This is a genomic window from Tissierella sp. P1, from assembly GCF_002266425.1.
Lineage (GTDB): Bacteria > Bacillota > Clostridia > Tissierellales > Tissierellaceae > Tissierella > Tissierella carlieri.
The window spans coordinates 26,423-48,924 of the sequence record NZ_NPMN01000012.1 but is presented as its reverse complement, the minus strand read 5'-3'; the positions used below and the strand labels follow the sequence as shown (position 1 = coordinate 48,924).

Here is a 22,502-nt window from a genome sequence, read left to right as displayed (position 1 = left end):
TTTCCTATATGTCATGAAAAACATTAGATATTCTGCCCTTCTTAAAAGAAATCACCTAGGAAGAATAATAGTATAAGTATCCATATTATGCCGCCATTTCCAAATATTCCCCCAAATCCTCCGTCGCAGCGATCTCTATCACAGTCATCATTAAATAGTAATAGGAATATAAATATAATGATTAGTATCATACTGTTATCTTCGCCACCAAACAAGCCATTTAACATAAAAACAACCTCCCTATATTAGACTAATACATATTATTCTTATAGGGAGGTTTTGGTTACAATAGGTTCTTTTCCTTTCCAAGCTCTACTATGGATTTGGTAGAAATATTTTCCTTTGGAATATTGAGTAACTTAACTATATCTTCAAGTTCATCTTCATCATTAACTTCAATCTCCATATAAGGATAAGGGTAAGTTAAATCATCCCATTTATCTAAATCAAATCTTGCATTATTTAAAATATAAGAAGTTCTTTCCTTAAAGCCTTCTTGAATAACATAATATCCTAAGGATTCTAGGATTTCCAACATAGCATTTTTATCGCATATATCTGTATTAATTTCAATATTCTCTCGAATACCTTCTCTATTAATGTTCTTCTTCATAGTTAATGTTAGCTTAGTATCTTCAGTTAAAATTGATTTAGTTTCTCTTATTCTTAAATAACTATCTAGCTTGCTTTGAATAAAACTTTCTTTAGAATCAATTAATGTATTTACTTGAAGTTCTTTATCTATTAATGTAGCACCTAAAGACATCAACTTTGATTCCATCTCTTTTAAATCTATGTTTAAAACTTTTACTTCAAGTTCCTTCATCTTCATTTCCTCCATTAGCCATTATAAGCTTCTTCATCAACTATAATAGTTACATCTGGATGAAGAAGTAAAAAAGATACTGGAAACATAGTAGTAACCTTATTATCATTTAATAATCTTTTTATAACCGGCGCTTTTTTTCTCCACTGGCTAAAAGTATTATTTTTCTTGCTCTTAATATACTCCCCATCCCCATTGTTATAGCAGTCTTTGGTACTTCCTCCAGTGAATCAAAAAATCTAGAATTTACCTCTATAGTATTCTCTGTTAGTTTAACAACAGATGTACCTGCAGATAGAGCTTCATCTGGCTCATTAAAAGCTATATGTCCATTTTCACCTATCCCAAGTACTTGAATATCTATTCCACCAGCCTCATTTATCATTTCGTCGTATCTCTTACAATATTCCTCAATATTCTCTGCCTTTCCATCTGGGACATGAGTATTTTCCTTATTTATATTAATATACTTAAAAAGTTCGTTATCCATGAAATATGCATAACTACTCGGATGTTCCTGAGAAAGTCCAACATATTCATCTAAATTAAAGGTTTTAACTTTAGAAAAATCTAATCCTTCTTCTTCATACGCTCTTATCATCTCTTTGTACATACCGATTGGTGTACTTCCAGTAGCTAACCCTAATACAATATCTGGCTTACTTGCTATGGATTCTATAAATATCCTTCCAGCTGTCTTACTTATTGCCTCATAATTTTTTTCAACTAATATTTTCATATTTTCACTCCCTACAATATTTTTTTTGGAACAAAATCAATATAATCACTAGATATACAGTGAATTTCAATTCCTTCAACTACTCCTTCAACAGCATATTTATGTCCTTCAGAATGTAAATGTCCATATACACAAATATCACCATTATATTCTTTTACTATATCAATAAATCCATTCGGACTACAATCAATATTAAATGGTGGATAATGTAAAACTACTATAATTTTTTCCACACTTTCCCTTAAAGAATCTAAAGATAGTTTCAATCTATTTAATTCTCTATTAAATACCTTATAATCTTGGTCTTCAACTGTATCCGCATCTATAGATGACCATCCCCTAGTGCCTACAATTCCAATGTTATTATATATATAGCTGTTATTCTGAAGAAAGTTAATTGTTTTAAGTCCAAGATTATTTAACTTTCTTAAGCTATTCCACCAATAGTCATGATTTCCTTTTATAATTATCTTTTTTCCAGGTAATTCATCTATTTTCAATAGATCTTCATAAGCTTCTTCAAGTTTCAATGCCCAAGATATATCTCCAGCTAACAACACTAGATCGTCTTCCTTTATATTAGCCTTCCAATTATCTATTATTTTTTCTTCGTGATTTAACCAGTTATCACCAAATATCCCCATGGGTTTATCACCAGTATTATCAAAATGTAAGTCTCCAATAGCAAATATCAATATACCACCTCAGTTAATGTTGTTGATGAACATTAAGTTATAACCTAGTGTTTTCAACATATTCTTAGTTAATGTAATACTTTACCTTAAGTTAATTAAATTAAACTTAGCTCCCAAGTCTTCTAATGCCTTTTTCTCACGATTATGACAAGTAAATAAAATAACCTGCCTTTCGTTTCCAATATCAGTTAAAAACTCTATGATATTTTTAAGTCTGCTATCATCATATTGAATAAAACAATCGTCTAAAATTAAAGGTAATTTATTATCTACCATAGAATTAATTATCCCAAATCTAAGAGAGAAATACAATTGATCTATTGTTCCACCACTTAAACTATTTATATCTATTATTTCCCTGGTAATGGGATTTTCAACACTAATGTTTAAGGATTCACTAATCTTAATATTATTGTATTTTCCTTCTGTAATTTTTTCAACTATTTTACTAACCTTTTTATTTATTTCTGGAGTAAACTGACTATGAATATCCCTTGATAATTCTTCAATAGCCTGGGCCGCAATTTCAAGAGATTTATATTTATTTTCTAATTCTTCCTTATATTTTATCTTTCTCTCAATTTCTTCCTCTATTACAACCAACCTTTCCATATCTTTACCTAGGATATTAAGATTCTCCTCTGCTCCCCTTAGTGCAATTTTTATATCCGAGATATTCTCATTAATTCTATCAATTTGATATTTTATTTGATTTTTATCCATATCTTCAATGCTATTATTTATATCTAAATAAAAATTACCAAGTTCAGCAGTTAGATTCTCTATTGTATGTTGTCCCAATACCTTCCTAAGAATTTCCTTTTTCCCTTCTGATTCTCTAATATATTGTTCATACATATTTCTTTTATCTAAGCTATAATTAAACTCCTGGATATCCTTAACATTATTTTCAGTAAATATTGCTTCAAGTGTAATTAAATTCTGTTTTCTATTAAATTCATCTTCATAAATTCTATCTAGTAATAACCCTCTCTTAGTTTTTAGTTCATTGTATAATTCAATCTGTTCCTTTTGTCTATAATACTCAATTTGTAATCTATCTAATAATTTCTTAAATTCCATTTTGCCCGTAGTATTATATTTTTCCAATAAACTTTTTTTCAATTTTTCTATTTTCTTCAATTCTAGATTGTTTTTCTTTCTCTCTATTATATATATCTTCTATTTTTCTACTTATATCTTCTATAATATATTTGAGATTATTAACTTTATTAGTATAATAGCCTCCAATGGAACCGAAGACTATAAATAAGATACCAATTGGTAAATACTTTTTAGTAATTATGGCTATAATTGTAGCACCAAATGCAATTATAGCTAATATAATGGAAAAAATTTGAATAACTTTATACTTTGAAGATTTACCCTTAAGTTCTTTATAATCTCTTTTTAAAAATTCTATTTTATTATCTTCTTTATTATAGAAAATTGTATTTTTTTCTTCCTCTAATTCCTCATAATAGTTATAGTCCTTACTTATTTCTTCAATTTTCTTCCCATAAATATCATTATATCCTTCGTTATCCATAGATTGTAATCTATTTTCTATATTTTCTAATTCAAATTTAGATTGAACAATATTCTTGTCTATAAAATCAATGGCATTACTTAGGTTAATACTTTCCTTGTATTGATCCATAGATATATTGGCATAACTTGATAATTTGTCTATTTTTGAATTTAAATTTGCAATCTCATCTGACAGTATCTTAGCCTCTTCTAATGTCCTTGCCTTTTCTAATATTTCAACCTTTGATAACTTTTCTCTTAATCTAGATAAATTTCTCATTTCTATTTCCAAATTATTATTTAATCTTATTTTCTCTTCTAGATAATATTGGTAAGCATCCTTTTCTGAAAGTATATTGCTTTTTTCCTCTTGGAGTCTTTCTATATCTCTAAGATTTTTAGCATAGGGTTTTGTTGATGCTCTATCAGTTCCAATTTCCCCCATTCTTACTTTCAACTCAGATATAGCCTTATCAACTGATATATTATCATCTAGAGTTGTGGTAACATTAATTAACTTTTCCGTCACTTCAGCAGCTAATTTATCATCTGTCTTTGTACCTAATTGTTTAATAAATATCGTATTAGAAAAAACTCTAGTATTAAAACCAAAGAAATGAATACCTGGCTGCAGTACTCTCCCTGAACCAGCCTCTATATTTTTAGTGATATCTACTCCAGTAGTTTCATCTAAAACCTTTGTATTCTCTTCTCCTTTAGTAAAATTTCTTTCGATTCTATAGAACTTCCCATTATATTTAAAGCGTATAATACCTGCATATCTATTGTTAGTCCAAGGATTATACTTCTCGTATTCTGGCAAATAATCTGTTCTCTTTATATTGAGCTTCAAAAAACCATAAAACATGCCATCAATAAAACTATGCAAAGTTGATTTGCCTGCTTCATTTTCTCCATATATAAGATTGATACCATCTTTCAAAACTATATTTTTATTTTTAAATTTTCCAAATCCAATTAAATTAAGTTCTTTAAGAAGCATGTCTAATTTCTCTCCTTTAAGAGTACTTCTAATCCCATATATAAAGCATCCTTTACTATAGGGTTGTCCAAATTCTTCTTTTTCATAGAATCTATAAATCTTCCAATTATATTTCCTTGATTCTCCTTTTCTAACTGTTCTAAATCATAGTCTAATATAGTGTTGTTGACTAATTCTATATGATAAAAATCATTGTTCAAATCTTTATTTAAATTTTCAACTACAATATCTTTTTGAATAAATCCCTTAAGATTTATTCTGTAGAAATCTATCTTTTTATTTCCTATACTAGCATTTCTTATCTCATTAATTATATCAGGATAACCCATATTTTCATCTATTATTACTTCAGTTTCAATAAATCTTCTTTTACTAAAAGGAACAAATTCAAATTCTATTTTTTTATTATTTATCATCCCTTTAATTATACCTCTTTCTCCTAGTTCTCCAAAGTCCAATGGCTCTGGGCAACCTGAATATGCAATTTTTTCAGATATAATCTGAGGTTTATGAATATGCCCCAATGCTATATAATCCATATTTAAATTATTTAGCTCCTGAAGATTTAAAGGAAGATAAGATGAATTGTTGGATATATCACCATGTAATACTAATATATTATTCTTTGTATTATCTAATTTATTTTCTAATCCATTAAATAAATTGTTTGTACGAATTTCAACAGTATCCCAGCTGTATCCATATATTACTGTGTTTAAGTCCCCAAACTCTTTTTTATTGATTCCTTCTCCATCAAAAATAGTAACATTACTGGTCCATTCAACTCTAGTATATAGGGATTTTCTCCCCTTAAAATCATGATTTCCAGCTGATATGATTATATTAACATTCTCTGCAGTTTTAAAAGTATCTCTTACCCTAGTAATATCCCCTATAGTAAAATAGGCTTCTTCGAATAAATCTCCAGCAATTAATAAAAAATCAACTTTATTATCCTTAGCATATTTCACTATTCTTTCAAATGTAGACCATAATTCGTTTCTTCTTTCTATTGCTTTTTCTTGTTGGAAAGAAACATTTTTAAACTTTAGACCTAGGTGTAAATCTCCTGTATGTATAAACTTAACCAAAATATCCCTCCTCCAAATTATGGTACTAAAATTATATCATATAATTACAGATAGATACTAATTAAAAAGAAAAGCCAGCTTAAAAAGCTGACTTCATTATTTAAGATATCATTCTCCCTAATGGTCCATTTTCATCTATAATATCTTCTATTTCATATATGGAAATAGGAAAGTAAAGTATTCCATATACATATGGTGCTATTTCATACTCTTGAAAGAATATAGTTAAGGACAAATCAGCTATATAAAAATCTTGATTTGGCTTTATATGTTCAAATTCTCCTAAGGTCTGGATATCTCTATCCTCAATTTGTTCCTTAACTTCTTCAGACAAAACTTTAATATAATCTGAACCCGGCTTAAAAAGCTCTGGTAATTCATATAGTTTCCCAGTTTCTATATCAAATGTCAATCCTTTGACTATTGTTAAGCCATGGGCTCCACCAGAAAAAGCATAGTTTATTAAAGTTAAGGAGAGTATACCTTTTTGATTATTTTTAAGTTCCCATGTGCCTGTTATCTGCGTTTCTGGGTTATCATAATACCCTTGTTGATTTATTTGATTATACATTACTTCTAATATTACATCATTAATCTTGTCCTCCACATATATATTTTCCAGCCCATATACTTGAGGATAATATATTTCAAGCCTACGCATATCTAATTTTAAGGTTTTTATTTCAACGGGAAAAATATTTTCATTCATGATTTTCACTCCTTTTTTATTCGTTAATATAAAATATGCATTATTAAGGAGTTAGTGCTGATTTTTTATAACTGTAATAACCAGCCTTCAATTTCTTTAGTGAATCCTGAATTATTTCCTGTTTGTCTCATAGCTTGAATATATGATTTTATTGGTTTTTTATAATCGTACTTTTCTATCCAAGGTAACAATATTTCCTTACCATAAAAATCATATAGTGAACTTGCTATATAATAACCCAAAGAATAAATATCTAGCTTTTCCATTTCTAGGTAATTTATATTACCTTCTCTTATCCCTAACAAAATATAGTTTAGCTGTGAAAACTTTTTACCTATTAGCTTCATCTTTTCCTTGGTAATGGTTCCTATAGGATCATCTTTTTCTAAAATGCTACCATGCTGTATTAGACATGCAGTCCCTTCTTCTAATATTTTTCCTAAAATTTCATAAGTATATCTATTATTAATATTATCAATGAATAAATTTTTAAATTTATTATTTAAAGAAACTAATCTACAATGAAATAATTCATGGCTAATCACCTTAGTAAATTCATCTAAGTCATTAAAATATTTTATGTAATTAATAAAAATATCTTTTCTATATACTGTAAAACCTCCATCTATACCTCCTGCATAAAGATAAATATTAGGTTGAATTTTTATATTTTTAGGAATAAAATTATATACCTTAGATAATGATTCATTTATAATCGTCTCTCCATTCTTATCTATATATAGTAGTGATTTCTTTAGTCTAGATACATCTTCTCTTAATATATAAAAATCATATATATCCTTATACTCATTGTCTTCTTCTAATTTTATTAATTCTGCTATTATCTTTGATTTACTTATATCTCTATTGAAGCTCTTTTCATGATCTATAAATCCCTTTGTACCCTTTGATTTTGTAAACTTTATTAAAGTATCATAATTTAGGTAATAATCTTCAAATATTTTTTCTAATAATTTAATTCCCTCAATATTAATTTTCACAAGAAACTCCTCTCCTAAAGCGTTATACTAAATATATATGGCTTTAAAAGAGGAGTATTCTTTATTATTATTTAATTAATTTAGATAATACTTTAAATTCTGGAGTACCAGCAATTTTAAGAAGATCAAATACAATTGCTTCAGTATTTGATATAACTGCTCCAACATCTTTCATAAGTTCTAATCCATTTAAAAAGTTTTCTTTAGTTCTTGAACATACAGCATCTCTCGCAATAAATACCTCATATCCATTATCTATTAAATCTCTAGCCGTTTGAAAGACACATATATGAGTTTCCATCCCTGTTATAATTACTTTTTTTCTACCGGTAGCATCTAATGTTTCTTTGATTTTACCTATATATGCAGAAAAATTAGTTTTTTCAAATGCCTCCATATTATCTACAGCTTCCTTTATCTCAGCTACTGTAGGACCTATTCCCTTCGGATATTGTTCTGTAACAATAATAGGCACGTTCATTTCTTTAGCCGCAGTAATCAATATCTTTGTGTTATCGATTACTTGTTCCTTATATTTCATTATAGAAGCTAATTTCTCTTGAATATCAATAATAAGTAATGCTGTGTTATCTCTGTTTAATGTATATCTATCCATTATATCACTCCTCTACTTAATAATTAATAGGATAAATTTCTATTTGACTCATAAGTCTTTTAATATCACTTGCTTCAATCTTCATTATATCTGATTCTAAATTAGATACAATATTAAATGCTTGTCCTAATCTTATGGTCATTTCAATGTCATAATTTCTATTGATCCCTAAGGCAAATCCCGCTGACATACCATTATAGTCTATATTAGCTATTGTATTGCCTAGATAAGGAATCTCCACCCTATAACCTCTATCTTGTCCAAGTACTAAACTTCCTCTATTTTGTAAATCTATAACTATAAACTCTACACCTCTGTCAAGGATATATCTACCGGATTTAATTATTTCATTTTCGAAATGTAAACTTACTTTAAGAATATCTTCAAGTTCTCTTTGATTAAGTATTACCATATAAGGAGTAGCATCAATTCCATAGGATAATCCATCTTCTCCTATATCTAGGATAAATTTTTTTCCCCTTTTATTAGCTAAGGTTATTAAGTCAAAGTAAATATCCTTTGGTACACCTTGGGGAAGAAGAGAACCTAATCCACAGATAATATTAGCTCTTTCAATTAGCCGAGAATATAGCTCATAAAAACTCACTACTTCCTCTCGAGTAATCCTAGGTCCTTCTTCTAATATAGTGGTATCATTCTCATTATCTTTTAATCTAATTATTGTTCTAGTTTCCTCTTTTATAGGTATAAATTCATGTGCCATCTTCATCTCTGTTAATCTTTTATGAAAATATTCTCCATTTATACCACCAAGAAATCCAGTAATGAAAGAATCTTCATTAAAGGCATCTAATAAAATTGAAGAGATGAAAGCTTTTCCACTAGGGTTACAACTAAAGGATTTAGTGTTATTGTTCTTGCCTAGATATACCTTGTCTAATGTATAATTTCTATCCAAATTAGGATTCAAATCTATGTTTAAAATCACATTCTCCCCCCTTTATACAATGCACAATTGATAATTCACAATTAAAACCAAAATCTTAGTTTCTACTTAAACAACTACTAAGTAGAAGTAATAACCTTTTTGCTTTTACAGTGCTTTCTTATAGATACTCAACACATCTTCATAGTCTAAGGCCTTGAAGTTGCCAACAGTTCCTCCGACGTAATCTATTACATCTCTAGCCATGATCTCAAGTTTGTGTTCATCTATGCCTACTTCTCTGAGGGTCATTGGAATATCCAAGGATTTGAAAAACTCACTAGTCTTTTCAATAGACATCTTAGCTATTTCCATATCATCAAGACTTGAATCTATATTCCATACATTTACACCATACTCTACAAATTTCCATATAGTATTTTCATCTAATACATGTTCCATCCAATGAGGTGTTAGTATTGCTAATCCTATACCATGTGTAATATCATAGTATGCAGATAGTTCGTGTTCTAATGGATGAACTGCCCAAGCAGAGTCTTTTCCATATCCTAATAATCCATTTATAGCTAATGAAGAGGCCCACATAAGGTTTGCTCTTGCCTCATAGTTTTCTGGCTCATCTATAGCAATTCTACCATATCTCATACAAGTCTTCAGAATCGATTCTGCCAATCTATCCTGTAAATATGCTCCTTTTTCATTGCTAAAATATTCTTCAAAAGTATGGCTCATAATGTCAGCTACACCAGATGCTGTCTGATATTTTGATACAGTATAGGTATATGTTGGATCTAAAATTGAAAACTTAGGAAACATTCCAGAGTGGCCAATTCCATATTTTTGATTAGTTTCCATATTACTTATAACAGCACCAGCATCCATTTCTGAGCCAGTAGCTGCTAATGTAAGTATAGTTCCAATAGGTAATACTTTTTCAATTTTTGCTTTACGAATTACTAAATCCCACGGATTACCATCATAATAATATGCAGCAGCTATAACCTTACAGCAATCTATAGTACTTCCTCCACCTACAGCTAAGATAAAATCAATATTATTATCTCTACATATCCTTACGCCTTCAGCTACAGATTCTACTCTTGGATTTGGCTCTATTCCAGAAAGCTCATAATAGGGTATATTATTCTCTCTTAAAATCTCAACCACCTTGTCATATAGTCCAATCTTTTTAATACTTCCTCCACCATAAGCTAAAAGCACCCTAGAGCCATATTTCTTTATCTGTTTTCCTAGAACTTCTATTTTCCCTTCACCAAAGAAAATTTTAGTAGGAATATTATAGTTAAAATTAAGCATATCATCATCTCCCATATAATATTTATCTTACTATTAATACCCAAAGAAATCTATTTTAACTTAAAAAACAGCTTTCCTTCTCTTAATTCTTTATTTAGCTTGCCTGTACAATATAAATGTTCTAGATGTGACATAGCTTCACCTGCCGCAAACCATTTCTGTGGAATAGGAAAATCCTCCCAATCCCTAGCTCTAATACTCCAATGCATCTGTGCAGCTACATCTCTTACAGATAATTCTCCATCCTTTAATATATGAACAATTTCACCAAGTCTTTCTTTATGATGGAATATTAATTCATTTATTCGTCTAGTATGATCTCTGATTATATTTCTATGGGCAGAAAATAAATAATCTATATCATAGGAATATACTTTTGCTAAACTATTAAAATATGTTGCTAATATATTCTCTTCAAATCCCCAAAACCCTATATTAGGTGTAATCTTATCTAATATATGATCACCACAGAAAAATAGCTTATGATTTCTTTCATACAGTCCAATATGTCCTGGAGTATGTCCTGGAATATCGATTACTTCAAAAAAATATATTCCTACCTGTATGCCTTTTCCTTCTTTCAAGTAGGTAAATTCCACAGGCTCTTTTAAACAATATCTATATCCTGGATGCTCAGAAAAGGTCACCTTATCTCTTTCTAAATCAAGCAAAATCTTAAATTCTTCAAACCTTTCCCAATAATCATTTCCTGTCATTTCATTGATTAATCTTCCATCTATTTCACCTGCATAGATTTTTACTCCTGCTTCTTTAAATATGGAGGCCATTCCTGAATGATCTGCATGTAGATGAGTTATAAACAGTTCTGTATCTTTTATATCTATATTCAGTTCTTCTAACCCATTGAAAAGAGCATCAATACATTCCTCCCTGTTAAATCCAGTGTCTATTATCAGAGATTTATCGTTACCTTTTATTACATAAGAATTTAATGCCTTTAAAGGATTGTTAGGTAGTATCACTTCTATCATATATATATCCTCATATACCTTTGTAATCAATTTTTTCACCCCACCTTAGTATATTAACTATATGATATTTTTTTATTTATGTATTGTCAAATGAATTTAAAATAGGGACACTAATATGCCCCCATTATCCTACCACACTTATTTATTAACTACATAATTCTATCTTAAAATTCCATTTTATTCAAAATTCAATGACTAAAAATCATACTATCTCTAACCCTTATATAGATGAGCTATTTATATCGATAAATTTTCCAATTCCTAGCCTATTGAACCTAGAAAATCTTTCCGTATGAATTTTATAATACACCCAAAATATAACTTGTGTTAGTATATAGTTATGGACACAAAATTAAGTGAGCCAGCAGTTCAGAAAAATTATTAGATTCCCAAGAATCACCTACGTCTGATAGGCAAAAAACAAACTTGGAAATAACCTGTAGAATATGAAGAAACATATAAAATATTGAGGAGGATATTATGGATTATATTGAGTTTATTTGGGGGATATTAGTTATGCTTATTATTTTCATAGTGTTAATAAATTTTTGGATGAAAGTTTCAAATTTTATTGGGGAAAAGCTTGTTAAAATGATTATCTTTTTTATAAGCTCACTAAAAAACAAAAAAACATAGATAAGCAATTAATATTTTTCTAGTTAATTTACAGACTATCTATTGCTAGAAAGTATTTATTCGTATGTGTTATATATTGTTCTTATTAGTTTTATTGTTTTCCATAGTCATTGCTTTTTTGAAATAAACTGAGCACTCATTTCTCACTCAGTTTATTTTATTCTGCCCTAATACCTTCCTTGCTATGGTTACAGCATCCCTTGCATCTTTAGCATAGAAATCTGCCTTTATCATATTAGCATACTCCTCATTTAGCACTGCTCCTCCAACCATAACTACAAAATTGGAATTTTCTTTTTTTAAAGTCTTTATTGTATCCTCCATATTCTTTACTGTTGTAGTCATTAAAGCGCTAAGTCCTATGAGCTTAACATCATTTTTAATTGCTTCTTCTACTATCTTTTCCTTGGGTACATCTTTTCCTAAATCTATAATTTCATAGTTATAATTCTCCAATAGAACTTTCACTATATTTTTACCTATATCATGGATATCTCCTTTTACCGTAGCTAATATTATCTTGCCCTTAGAAATTTGAAGTTTCGATTCTCCTATTAAACCTTCCTTTATGATTTCAAAGGAGTTCTTTACAGTTTCAGCTGACCGTATTAGCTGAGGAAGGAATATCTCTCCCTTTTCATATTTCTCCCCCATCAGATCCAATGCAGGGACTATATATCCATTAACTATATCTAGGGGCTCCTTATATAATAGTAACTTTTCAGTTGCATCTTTAGCTTCTTCTTTAATTCCTTTTAATATTATATTAAACAAATCTTCTCCATTGGTTTTATAAATCTCTTTGGAATCACTTTCATTCCTTATATTTTCGTAGGAGTTAATATATTCCTTAGCTCCTTTGTCATCATTCCATAATACTTTAGATGATATTATTGTATCCATCATTTCCTTGTTCAATGGATTTATTATAGGTAAATCCAAACCTGCATATATACTTGATGCCAAGAATGTTCTATTTAACAATTCTCTATTTGGTAGTCCAAAGGACACATTGGATACTCCAAGGACAGTCTTTACTTTTAATTTCTCCTTTACTAATTCAATAGCCTTTAATGTTTCCTTTACACCTTCTTGCTGTGCTGCAGCTGTTAATGTCAGGCAATCTATATAGATATCCTCTTTATCTATATTATATTCCTCTGCTCTTTTTACAATTTTTTCTGCAATCTTAAATCTTTCTAAAGCAGTTTTTGGTATTCCTCTTTCATCTAATGTAAGACCTACTACAGAAGCACCATATTTTTTTACTATAGGAAGAATCTTATCTAAGCTTTCATCCTCTCCATTTACTGAATTAACTATAGCTTTACCATTATAAATTCTTAATCCTTTTTCAATAACTCTAGGATTAGTAGAATCAATTTGGAGAGGAACATCCAGTATAGATTGTATTTCTTTAATAACCTTAACCATGGTTTCTTCTTCATTTATCTCTGGCAACCCTACATTTACATCTAAGATATCTGCTCCTGCTTCAACTTGAGCTATGGCTTCTCTTAATATATAATCTATATCTCCCCTGACTAAGGCTTCTTTGAAAAGTTTTTTTCCTGTAGGGTTTATCCTTTCACCGATTACCTTTACTTCATCAATAACTACTGCATTTGTAGGAGTACATATACTATTTATAGGATAATATTCTCTATCTTGTACTACAATATTATTTAAAGCACTAACTAAAGCCTCTATATGCTTATCCGTTGTTCCACAACATCCCCCTATAACCTTTACACCCTTTTCTCCAAATCGCCTTCCATATAATGCAAACTCCTCTGGAGAGATATTAAAAACTGTATTTCCATCAACTATAGATGGCAGTCCTGCATTTGCTTGAACCATAACTGGCACTTTAGAAATCTTTAATATTTCATCTACTATAGGTTCTATTTCTTTAGGACCTAACGAGCAATTAACTCCCAATGCATCTACTCCTAATCCTTGCAGTACCATGACCATAGATATAATATTACAACCTGTAAAAGTTCTTTTATCTTTTTCAAAGCTCATGGTGCAAAACACTGGTAAATCTGAATTTTCCTTAGCTGCTAATATAGCTGCCTTTGCTTCATATAAATCTGTCATAGTTTCTATCAGTATTAGATCTACTCCGTTTTTTACCCCCTGAATCACTTGATCTTTAAAGATATTATAAGCATCTTCAAATCCCAATGTTCCCATAGGCTCTAATAACTCTCCAATAGGTCCTATATCTAAAGCTATATATACATTTTTTCCGTCAATAGCTTCTTTTGCATTTTTAACTGCCCTATGAATTATTTCTTCAACAGTATAACCGCTATTTTTAAGTTTAAGTTCATTGGCACCAAATGTATTAGTAGTTATAATCTTTGAGCCTGCCTCTATATATTTCTTATGGATTTCAACTATTATTTCAGGTGATTCAATATTTAATTTTTCTGGTAATTCACCTATCTTTAGTCCTCTGCTTTGAAGCATAGTACCCATAGCTCCATCAAATATTATAATTCCTTCATTTAAAAAATCTCTAAGTCCCACATCTAGCATCTCCCTTACTAAAATTACATGTAGCATATTTATTACAGTTTAAACAGCTAATTTCTTCTGCCTTACTATCTATGTCTATGATTCCTGCTATTGCTGTAACTGATTTTCTAGGTATTAATATACTTTCAGATGAAGCCATAAGTCCCATGGATTTTTTTGCTCCCAATACTTCCAAAAAATCACTTTGGATATTCAATGGGAAGTCTCCATAGCCAGGACTATATCTAGAAGTTAATTTTTTATTATCTTGGGCTATAATATCACTTATATCTTTACATAATCTATTACATATTTCTTCAATAGCAGCAGTAGCACAAGCATCCAATATCAATGCCTTTGTCATATTAGTTTTTTCATAGTACCTTATTTTAGTATCCACATCATGACCTAAAGTTGCAGCCATTAGTACACAAGACTCTGATTTGTTTAAATGTTTCTTAATATCATTTCCTATTAGTTTTAGACTGCTATTATCTAACAATAGCTTACCCTTCCTCTTTGAAATACAAAAAAATCTATAAATATATTTCTCTTTCTTTAAATAATTTATTTCATCTATAGATTCTTCGATTATCATATTAGTAACACTGTCTATTTCTTGATTCTTATATCCTAAATATCTTAAAATTTCAGTCTTATTTCTTTCAATTCTATCCATGAATTATCACAACCTCTTTATATCTTTATATTAAATGAAATTTACAGACTTTCAGTTCTCTTTAATGATGCTGTAACTACTCATTGATTATTAAATCACCTTTTTTCTATTTATGGAGCTTACTATAAATTCAATATTATTAGTTATACTTTTAGCTATATAAGGATTATTCATAGTATATAAATGAATTCCCTTAATCCCAGATGATGCTAAATCTACTATTTGTTCCAGTGCGAAGGCTATTCCAGCATCCCTTAAAGCAAGCTTATCATATTCATATTTATTCATAATTCTAAGGAACTTATTTGGAAGTGAAGCTCCGCAAAGGGAGATTACTCTTTCTATTTGCTTTTTATTTATTACTGGCATAATTCCTGCCTGTATTGGAGCTTTAATTCCTTTTTGTTCTGCCTTATCTAAGAGATTATAGAAATGGGAGTTATCAAAGAAAAGTTGAGAAATAAAATAATCTGCACCAGCCTCTTCCTTTAATTTAAGTATTCTAATATCTTTATCAATATCTTTTTTGCTTTCTATATGTCCCTCAGGATAGCAAGCGGCAGCTACTCCAAAATCTCCATTTTGTTTTATATATTGTATAAGTTCTTGAGAGTTATTGAACTCTCCTACTCCTATGCTTCCAATATCACCTCTTAGGGCTAATATGTTATTTATACCTTTCTCTTCTAGTTCTTCTAGTACACAATCCATATACTCTTTACTAGAACCTATACAAGTTAAATGTGCTAAAGATTCAATATTATATCTATCCTTGATTAAATGTGATAACTGACAGGTTCTGTTGTTGTTAACACTACCCCCTGCTCCATATGTAACGCTTATATAATCAGGATTTAAAACACTTAATTCTTCTATGGTATCATATACTGTCTCTATTGGATAGTCAGGCTTAGGGGGGAATATCTCAAAGGAAAAAACTAAGTTTTTCTTATCAAATAATTGTTTTATATTCATATTTGCCTCCTTTAATATCTCATTATAATATTTCAATTTTATATAGATAATTATTAGGCAAATTGCTAAAACTCTTGAAGTTCTAGCAATTTGTCTATAATATGTGCTGCTTTAAGATCTTACTGCTCTCTCAAGTGCTTGCTCAATGTCTTCTATTAAATCCTCTACATCTTCTATTCCTATTGATAATCTTATTAAGTCTGGAGCAACACCTGCTTTTATTTGGTCTTCCTCATTTAGCTGTGAATGTGTAGTACTAGCCGGATGAATGACAAGAGATTTTGCATCAGCCACATTTGCAAGGTGTGAAAATATCTCTAGTGATTCTATAAATCTCTTTCCTTCTTCAACTCCACCCTTTATTCCAAACGTAAATATAGACCCTGCTCCTTTAGGAAAATACTTCTTAGCAAGATAGTTGTATTTATTTCCTTCTAAGCTAGGATAATTTACCCAAGAAACTAAAGGATGTTTGTATAGAAACTCAGCTATTCTTTTTGCATTAGCCACATGCCTTTCAACTCTCAATGATAAAGTTTCAAGTCCTTGTAAGAATAAGAACGAATTGAATGGACTTAGGGCTGCACCAGTATCTCTTAAAAGCTGTACCCTAGCTTTTACAATATAAGCCGCTTCTCCAATATCTCTTGCATATACTAAACCATGATAGCTTGGATCAGGTGTATTGAATCCTAGAAACTTAGGGTTATTTAGCCAATTAAATTTTCCAGAATCAACTATTACTCCTCCTATTGAGGTCCCATGACCTCCAATGAATTTTGTTGCAGAGTGAACTACAATATCTGCTCCAAATTCTATAGGCCTTATGAGATACGGTGTACCAAATGTATTATCTATAATTAAAGGTATATTGTTTTCATGTGCAATCTTAGCCACAGCCTCAATATCAATAAGATTTATTCCAGGATTTCCTATACTTTCTATATAAACTGCCTTAGTATTCTCATTTATAGCCTTTCTAAAGTTTTCTGGATCATCTGGATCAACAAAAACTGTATTTATACCTAACTTTGGTAAAGTTGTAGAAAACAAAGTATGAGTGCCTCCATATAATGTACTTGCTGATACTATCTCATCTCCAACACCAGCAATATTCAAAATTGCATAAGTAATGGCAGCTGAACCAGAACCAACGGCTAATGCTCCAACTCCCACTTCTAATGCTGCTATTCTCTTTTCAAAGGCATCAGTTGTTGGGTTCATTATTCTTGTATAAATATATCCTTCTTCTTTTAATGCAAATAGATTTGATCCATGTTCAACACTGTCAAAAACATAGGATGTAGTTTGGTATATAGGCACTGCCCTAGATCCAGTAGTTTTATCAACTTCCTGTCCTGCATGTACTTGTAATGTATCAAATTTTAATTTTCTTTCACTCATTATAATCTCTCCTTTATTCAATAAAATTTATTTGCTACTAGATAATAAAAAACCTCCTTTCCTAATTTTTTAATATTAGATGAAAGGAGATTACACTCATAACAGTATGCAAACACCTTCTCATCTTTCTCTAAGTTCGATTGAACTTAGGGTAGGATTTGGCACCTTTTCAGATTAATCTGAAGGTTGCCGAAGTTTCACAGGGCCTTTCCCTCCACCTCTCTTGATAAGAATATTAAATTATTGAATTTTTAAAATTATACTTATCCATAATTTTTTCGCAGCCTAACTGCACAGATTCAAATGAACGTAGCGAATGTTGCGTTTCACCTACATCAACTCACTATCGTTCGTTGTGTTAGGTCATAAAAAAACCTCTTTAGCTAAAAGAGGTAAAATAATCGAAATCTTATCTCTCAGCTAATGCTGTAGGATTTAGCACCGTGTAATTAATACTGGTTGCTGGGTTTCATAGGGCCTTTCCCTCCACCTCTCTTGATAAGTCTAATTTTAAATTAAGCTAATTATATTAGATAATGAAATAGATGTCAATAGTTGTTTTATATATTTAATTTTATTTTTTGATAATTCAATTCCATTAATTGTCTTTGTTTTGTAAAGACTTCTTCTTTTCTTTATGATAAAATATTACATTATGAGACAAGCTATTTAAAAAAGAGAGGAAGTGTGTAAGTGAATCTCAAAAAAATAATTTTTTTATCATTATCAATTATTATGTTGTTAAATATAATACCGACTATATCATTAGCTGATGGACCTATTACATATGACATAGTCATAAAAGGTGGAACCATTTATAATCCATCTACAGATCACGAACTTAAGGATTATAATATTGGAATAATTGGTTCTAAGGTAGAAAAAATAACCAAGGAAGAATTGAAAGGAGAAAAAGTAATTGATGCAGATGGTCTTGTTATTTCTCCTGGATTTGTAGACCTTATATCATATGATCCAAACTCTGTGGGTATAGAGTTAAAGGTATTGGATGGTGTAACTAGCAATCTAGCTATGCATGGTGGTACCGAGGATGCAGTCTCTTGGTATAGAGCTTGGGAAAAAAATGGAGTATTGGCTAACTTTGGGGCTTCATCTTTTGTTACAAGACATAGATGGCCTATTGTAGGATATGGCGTAGATACTGAAGTAACTAAGGAAGAGGATATACAAAAATTAGTAGATGTTGTAAGAAAAAATGTTGAAGCCGGTGCATTAGGCATTTCTTTTAGCTTTGAATATGTACCTGGAGTAAAAAATGAAGTTATTCCACTATTAAATTTAGCTAAGGAATATAATCTACCTACCTTCTATCATTTAAGACATTCAGATGAAGAAAAAGGCTTAGATGGTATTCAAGAAGTGATAGATTATGGAAAAGAAACTGGCGCTATAATCCATATTATGCATATCAACAGTACAGGCGGTACTTTTGTTATGGACAAGGCTTTGGATATGGTAAAAAAGGCTAAGGAGGAAGGCTTGGATATTACAACTTGTTTTTATCCATATGACTATTGGGCAACCTATATAGATTCAGCTCGTTTCCGTCCAGGCTGGCAAGATAGGTTCAAAATCACTTATGAAGATTTACAGATAGGCGGTACAGATATTAGAATTACAAAAGATACATTCGACAGGTATCGTCAGCAACATCTATTAGTTGCCGCCCATGGTTCTATGCCTGAATCAGAACTTATAATGCTCTTAAAAGACCCTGACACTATGATAGGAAGTGATACTATCATAGAGCCAAGCTATAATAATCATCCTAGAGGCGCTGGAACTTATAGTCGTATATTTGGTAAATATGTTAGAGAAGAAAAAGTATTATCTATAATGGATGCAATAAAGAAAGTATCTTACCTCCCTGCTAAAAGAATGGAGAGTTCCGCTCCTTCTATGAAATATAAGGGTAGAATAGAAGTTGGAGGAGATGCAGATATTACTATATTCAATCCAGATACAATAATAGACAAATCTACTGTAAAAGATTCTGGTGCTCCTTCAGTTGGAATCGAATATGTACTCGTCAATGGGGTTATCGTAAAAAATAAAGATGGTATAGTTAAAGGAGTAAAACCTGGAAAACCTGTGAAATCCTACTTTGTAGACAAAACTCCTGATAATGAACCTATTGACTTCAAAATCAAAGTAGATGATAAAGAAGAAGTGTCTATGGAAAAAATATATAAAATTGATGATAAAATATATCTTCCTATAAGAGAAACCTTTGAAACACTAAATATTCCAGTTGAAAACTCAATAGATGGTAGTATAAATATCGGAAATATATTAAATTTAGAAATTGGAAGTAGAAAGGCTAATTTAAGAGAAAAAGAATTGCAATTAATAGGTGAACCAATTATCTATAAAGAAAACACCTATATTTCTCTTGAAGATCTCAATATATTGTTAAATGAGGATTATGAAATAAATCAATCTGAAAACTTATTGGATTTAAAACTAATTGCGACAAAAGACGATGCTAGAGAAGCTTTTCAACATAGTGATGATGAAAAGCCAACAGAATCAAAAAATAATAAAACTATATTTATTGTATACGGTGTTTCAGCTCTAATAATAGTTTTAGTATTATTAGGACTTAAACGAAAAAAATAACGATATAATCATTAAAATAATAGGGAAAATCTATAGATTTTCCCTATTATTTATTGTTCTATATTGATAAACTTAACTCTAAAACAAATTCTATCTTCGTAAATTTTATAGTCAATATATGCTTTGTTCTTTTCAGCTAATTCTTTACAAATGAATAATCCTAACCCTGAGCTCATCTGAGTATGCTCTCCATAATTATATTTAATAAATGGCTCTAAAAGTTTTTCTCTTATTTCCTTTGGAATAGGTAAAATTTTATTCTCTACAATAATACAGACATAATCTTCAGATTTACATTTAATGCTTATCTTTCCATCTTGACTATACTTAATTCCATTGTCAATCAAATTCTTAATTATAGTCCGTACCTCTTCCTTTATAGCAAAAATTATAGTATCATCACAATCAAAGCAGATATTAATTTTTTGCTTATTAAAAGTTAGCTCAAACTCATAGATTATTTTAGCTAATAATTCTTTAATGTTAAAACTTTCTGGTTCATATTCCTCTAATTGTTCACATCTAGCAACAACTAACATATTTTGAATAAGCTTATACATTCTTTCAGATTCAGCTATAATCCTGCTGTAAGCTCTTTCCGTTACTTCCTTGTCTAGGTTTCCTTTTTGCAATAATTGAGTATATCCTAAAATTGAAGTAATAGGAGTTTTCATTTCATGAGTTGCATAATTGAAGAAATCCCTAGATTCTTTCTCCAATTCTTCTATCTTTTTCTTTTCTAACTGTAGATATCTCACCTGTTCCATTATTTGATCTTCCATTTTATTAAAATGATCGATCAGTATGCCTATCTCATCATTATTCCTAGTTTTTAATCCATTAGAAAACTTACCTTGCCCTATAAAAGTCATGGCCGTTGCTAAATCGTTTAAAGGATCTGTTGTTTTCTTCAGCCAAATATAATTGACTAGAATCATCACTATAAATAGGATGAGTTGAATAAATGTAATCCTTATCATCAAATTAACATTATTATTGTATTCATTTAAATAATTTTTTTGAAATGCAAAAATCCCTATGTAATCATCCTCAATATAAATAGGGTAAGAATAAGTAGCATATAATTTTGTTTTTTGGTTGTGAATATATAATAATGATGATTTTTTATCGCTATCTAGAACTATATTTTCTACACTTTCCTCATCTAGCAATTCCCCAGCGAATTGTCTGAAATTATCTTCAAAATAATTCATAGACAAATATATATCATATTGTTTACTGACAGTATTTAAGACAGACCATATCTCATTTTTATTATTTAAACTATTTTTTTCACTGCTAATAGGATATTGTCTCTTTATTTCAGAAAAAACAATGTCCCTTATCTTCTCCATATCATTTATAATGAAGGTTTGTAAATTATTTTCAAATATTCCCCATATAATCAAATTAATTAGAATAAGCACAATTATACTAATAAATACAATACCTACTGTAATTTTACCTTTAATAGTTCTTAACATCTTCTACCTCATAACATAGCCTGTACCAAATACAGTTTCTATGATGGTATCTCCAGGCATTTTTAATTTAGCTCTGATCCTTCTAATATGTACATCCACTGTCCTAGCATCTCCATAATAATCATATCCCCATACTCTATCTAGAAGTTCTGGTCGTGAAAATACTTGATTTCTATGATTAAGTAAATAGAAAAATAGTTTAGACTCTTGCCTCTTTAGCTCTATCTCTTTTCCATTCTTAAATACCCTTTCCCCCATTATATCTACCTCTATATCTCCTTTTAATCTCATTATCTGTTCAGTAAATGAGGATTTATCTTTTTCTAAGCTTCTAAACAATGCTTTTATTCTAACTATAACTTCCCTTATTTCAAATGGCTTTACAATATAGTCATCTGCTCCTAATTCTAATCCAACAATCCTATCAAAGATATTATCTCTAGCTGTAATCATAATCACCAAATAATTATTTGATATCTCTCTGCATATTTCAAAACCATCTATATCTGGTAGCATAAGGTCTAATAAGACCAACTCTGGATTAAAACTTTTTATTGCATCTAATGCAGATCTACCATTAAATACACTTTTGACCTCATATCCTTCATCTATTAATGCTATAGTTAAGATATCATTGATTGAATATTCATCTTCAACTACCAATATTTTTTTACTCATTATACTCACCCTAATCTTCGTAATGATTATATAAGCACTTTAAAATGAGTATAA

20 protein-coding genes and 2 riboswitches are annotated in these 22,502 nt (G+C 29.8%); of the genes, 1 reads left to right on the top strand and 19 read right to left on the bottom strand.

What is annotated here, in order from left to right:
• Positions 1–41: 41 nt before the first annotated feature.
• The 17 genes from CIW83_RS10315 to CIW83_RS10235 form a co-directional block, all read right to left on the bottom strand.
• Positions 42–227 carry a hypothetical protein gene (locus CIW83_RS10315; protein ID WP_094900884.1) on the bottom strand — a complete coding sequence of 62 codons (186 nt, stop codon included), beginning with the start codon at positions 225–227 and terminating at the stop codon, positions 42–44.
• Between the two features lie 56 nt (positions 228–283).
• Complete coding sequence (locus CIW83_RS10310; RefSeq protein WP_094900882.1) at positions 284–826, bottom strand: class IV adenylate cyclase; 543 nt, start codon at positions 824–826, stop codon at positions 284–286.
• Between the two features lie 121 nt (positions 827–947).
• Entirely contained in the window at positions 948–1,565 is a 618-nt protein-coding gene (gene nagB / locus CIW83_RS10305) for a glucosamine-6-phosphate deaminase (RefSeq protein WP_369819390.1), read from the bottom strand.
• Between the two features lie 11 nt (positions 1,566–1,576).
• On the bottom strand, positions 1,577–2,260 hold the full coding sequence (locus CIW83_RS10300) for a metallophosphoesterase (RefSeq protein ID WP_094900880.1): 684 nt from the start codon (positions 2,258–2,260) through the stop codon (positions 1,577–1,579).
• A gap of 81 nt (positions 2,261–2,341) precedes the next feature.
• The gene (locus tag CIW83_RS10295) at positions 2,342–3,385 is read right to left on the bottom strand and encodes an ATP-binding protein (protein ID WP_143598547.1); all 1,044 of its coding nucleotides are present in this window, start codon (positions 3,383–3,385) and stop codon (positions 2,342–2,344) included.
• Positions 3,357–4,793, bottom strand: coding sequence for an ATP-binding protein (locus CIW83_RS10290; protein ID WP_094900876.1), 1,437 nt, complete (start codon positions 4,791–4,793; stop codon positions 3,357–3,359). The genes CIW83_RS10295 and CIW83_RS10290 overlap by 29 nt, the downstream gene beginning before the upstream one ends.
• A gap of 2 nt (positions 4,794–4,795) precedes the next feature.
• On the bottom strand, positions 4,796–5,884 hold the full coding sequence (locus CIW83_RS10285; protein WP_094900874.1) for a DNA repair exonuclease: 1,089 nt from the start codon (positions 5,882–5,884) through the stop codon (positions 4,796–4,798).
• 100 nt (positions 5,885–5,984) lie between these two features.
• Complete coding sequence (locus tag CIW83_RS10280; protein WP_094900872.1) at positions 5,985–6,593, bottom strand: DUF3298 and DUF4163 domain-containing protein; 609 nt, start codon at positions 6,591–6,593, stop codon at positions 5,985–5,987.
• Positions 6,594–6,658: 65 nt separating this feature from the next.
• Positions 6,659–7,594, bottom strand: coding sequence for a DUF5700 domain-containing putative Zn-dependent protease (locus CIW83_RS10275; protein ID WP_094900870.1), 936 nt, complete (start codon positions 7,592–7,594; stop codon positions 6,659–6,661).
• 67 nt (positions 7,595–7,661) lie between these two features.
• Positions 7,662–8,210 carry a hydrolase gene (locus CIW83_RS10270; RefSeq protein WP_094900868.1) on the bottom strand — a complete coding sequence of 183 codons (549 nt, stop codon included), beginning with the start codon at positions 8,208–8,210 and terminating at the stop codon, positions 7,662–7,664.
• A gap of 16 nt (positions 8,211–8,226) precedes the next feature.
• Complete coding sequence (locus CIW83_RS10265) at positions 8,227–9,159, bottom strand: 1-phosphofructokinase family hexose kinase (RefSeq protein ID WP_094900866.1); 933 nt, start codon at positions 9,157–9,159, stop codon at positions 8,227–8,229.
• A 105-nt stretch (positions 9,160–9,264) separates the two neighbouring features.
• Positions 9,265–10,434 (bottom strand): iron-containing alcohol dehydrogenase, encoded by a 1,170-nt coding sequence (locus CIW83_RS10260; RefSeq protein ID WP_094901008.1) that lies wholly within the window; start codon positions 10,432–10,434, stop codon positions 9,265–9,267.
• A 50-nt stretch (positions 10,435–10,484) separates the two neighbouring features.
• Positions 10,485–11,456, bottom strand: coding sequence for an MBL fold metallo-hydrolase (locus CIW83_RS10255; RefSeq protein ID WP_094900864.1), 972 nt, complete (start codon positions 11,454–11,456; stop codon positions 10,485–10,487).
• Positions 11,457–12,209: 753 nt separating this feature from the next.
• Positions 12,210–14,600 carry a homocysteine S-methyltransferase family protein gene (locus CIW83_RS10250; protein ID WP_094900862.1) on the bottom strand — a complete coding sequence of 797 codons (2,391 nt, stop codon included), beginning with the start codon at positions 14,598–14,600 and terminating at the stop codon, positions 12,210–12,212.
• Entirely contained in the window at positions 14,590–15,267 is a 678-nt protein-coding gene (locus tag CIW83_RS10245) for a hypothetical protein (protein ID WP_094900860.1), read from the bottom strand. The genes CIW83_RS10250 and CIW83_RS10245 overlap by 11 nt, the downstream gene beginning before the upstream one ends.
• A 90-nt stretch (positions 15,268–15,357) precedes the next feature.
• Positions 15,358–16,242, bottom strand: coding sequence for a methylenetetrahydrofolate reductase [NAD(P)H] (gene metF, locus CIW83_RS10240; RefSeq protein ID WP_094900858.1), 885 nt, complete (start codon positions 16,240–16,242; stop codon positions 15,358–15,360).
• Between the two features lie 111 nt (positions 16,243–16,353).
• The gene (locus tag CIW83_RS10235) at positions 16,354–17,646 is read right to left on the bottom strand and encodes a homocysteine synthase (RefSeq protein ID WP_094900856.1); all 1,293 of its coding nucleotides are present in this window, start codon (positions 17,644–17,646) and stop codon (positions 16,354–16,356) included.
• 117 nt (positions 17,647–17,763) lie between these two features.
• A riboswitch (SAM riboswitch) is annotated at positions 17,764–17,879 on the bottom strand.
• Between the two features lie 173 nt (positions 17,880–18,052).
• Positions 18,053–18,151: riboswitch (SAM riboswitch) on the bottom strand.
• 188 nt (positions 18,152–18,339) lie between these two features.
• Here CIW83_RS10235 and CIW83_RS10230 point away from each other — a divergent pair.
• Positions 18,340–20,286, top strand: coding sequence for an amidohydrolase family protein (locus CIW83_RS10230; protein ID WP_235601289.1), 1,947 nt, complete (start codon positions 18,340–18,342; stop codon positions 20,284–20,286).
• A gap of 50 nt (positions 20,287–20,336) precedes the next feature.
• Here CIW83_RS10230 and CIW83_RS10225 read toward each other — a convergent pair whose 3' ends face one another.
• Entirely contained in the window at positions 20,337–21,770 is a 1,434-nt protein-coding gene (locus CIW83_RS10225; protein WP_094900854.1) for a HAMP domain-containing sensor histidine kinase, read from the bottom strand.
• Positions 21,771–21,773: 3 nt separating this feature from the next.
• Positions 21,774–22,448: a response regulator transcription factor gene (locus CIW83_RS10220; RefSeq protein WP_201259789.1), complete on the bottom strand. Its 675-nt coding sequence runs from the start codon at positions 22,446–22,448 to the stop codon at positions 21,774–21,776.
• Positions 22,449–22,502: the final 54 nt, after the last annotated feature.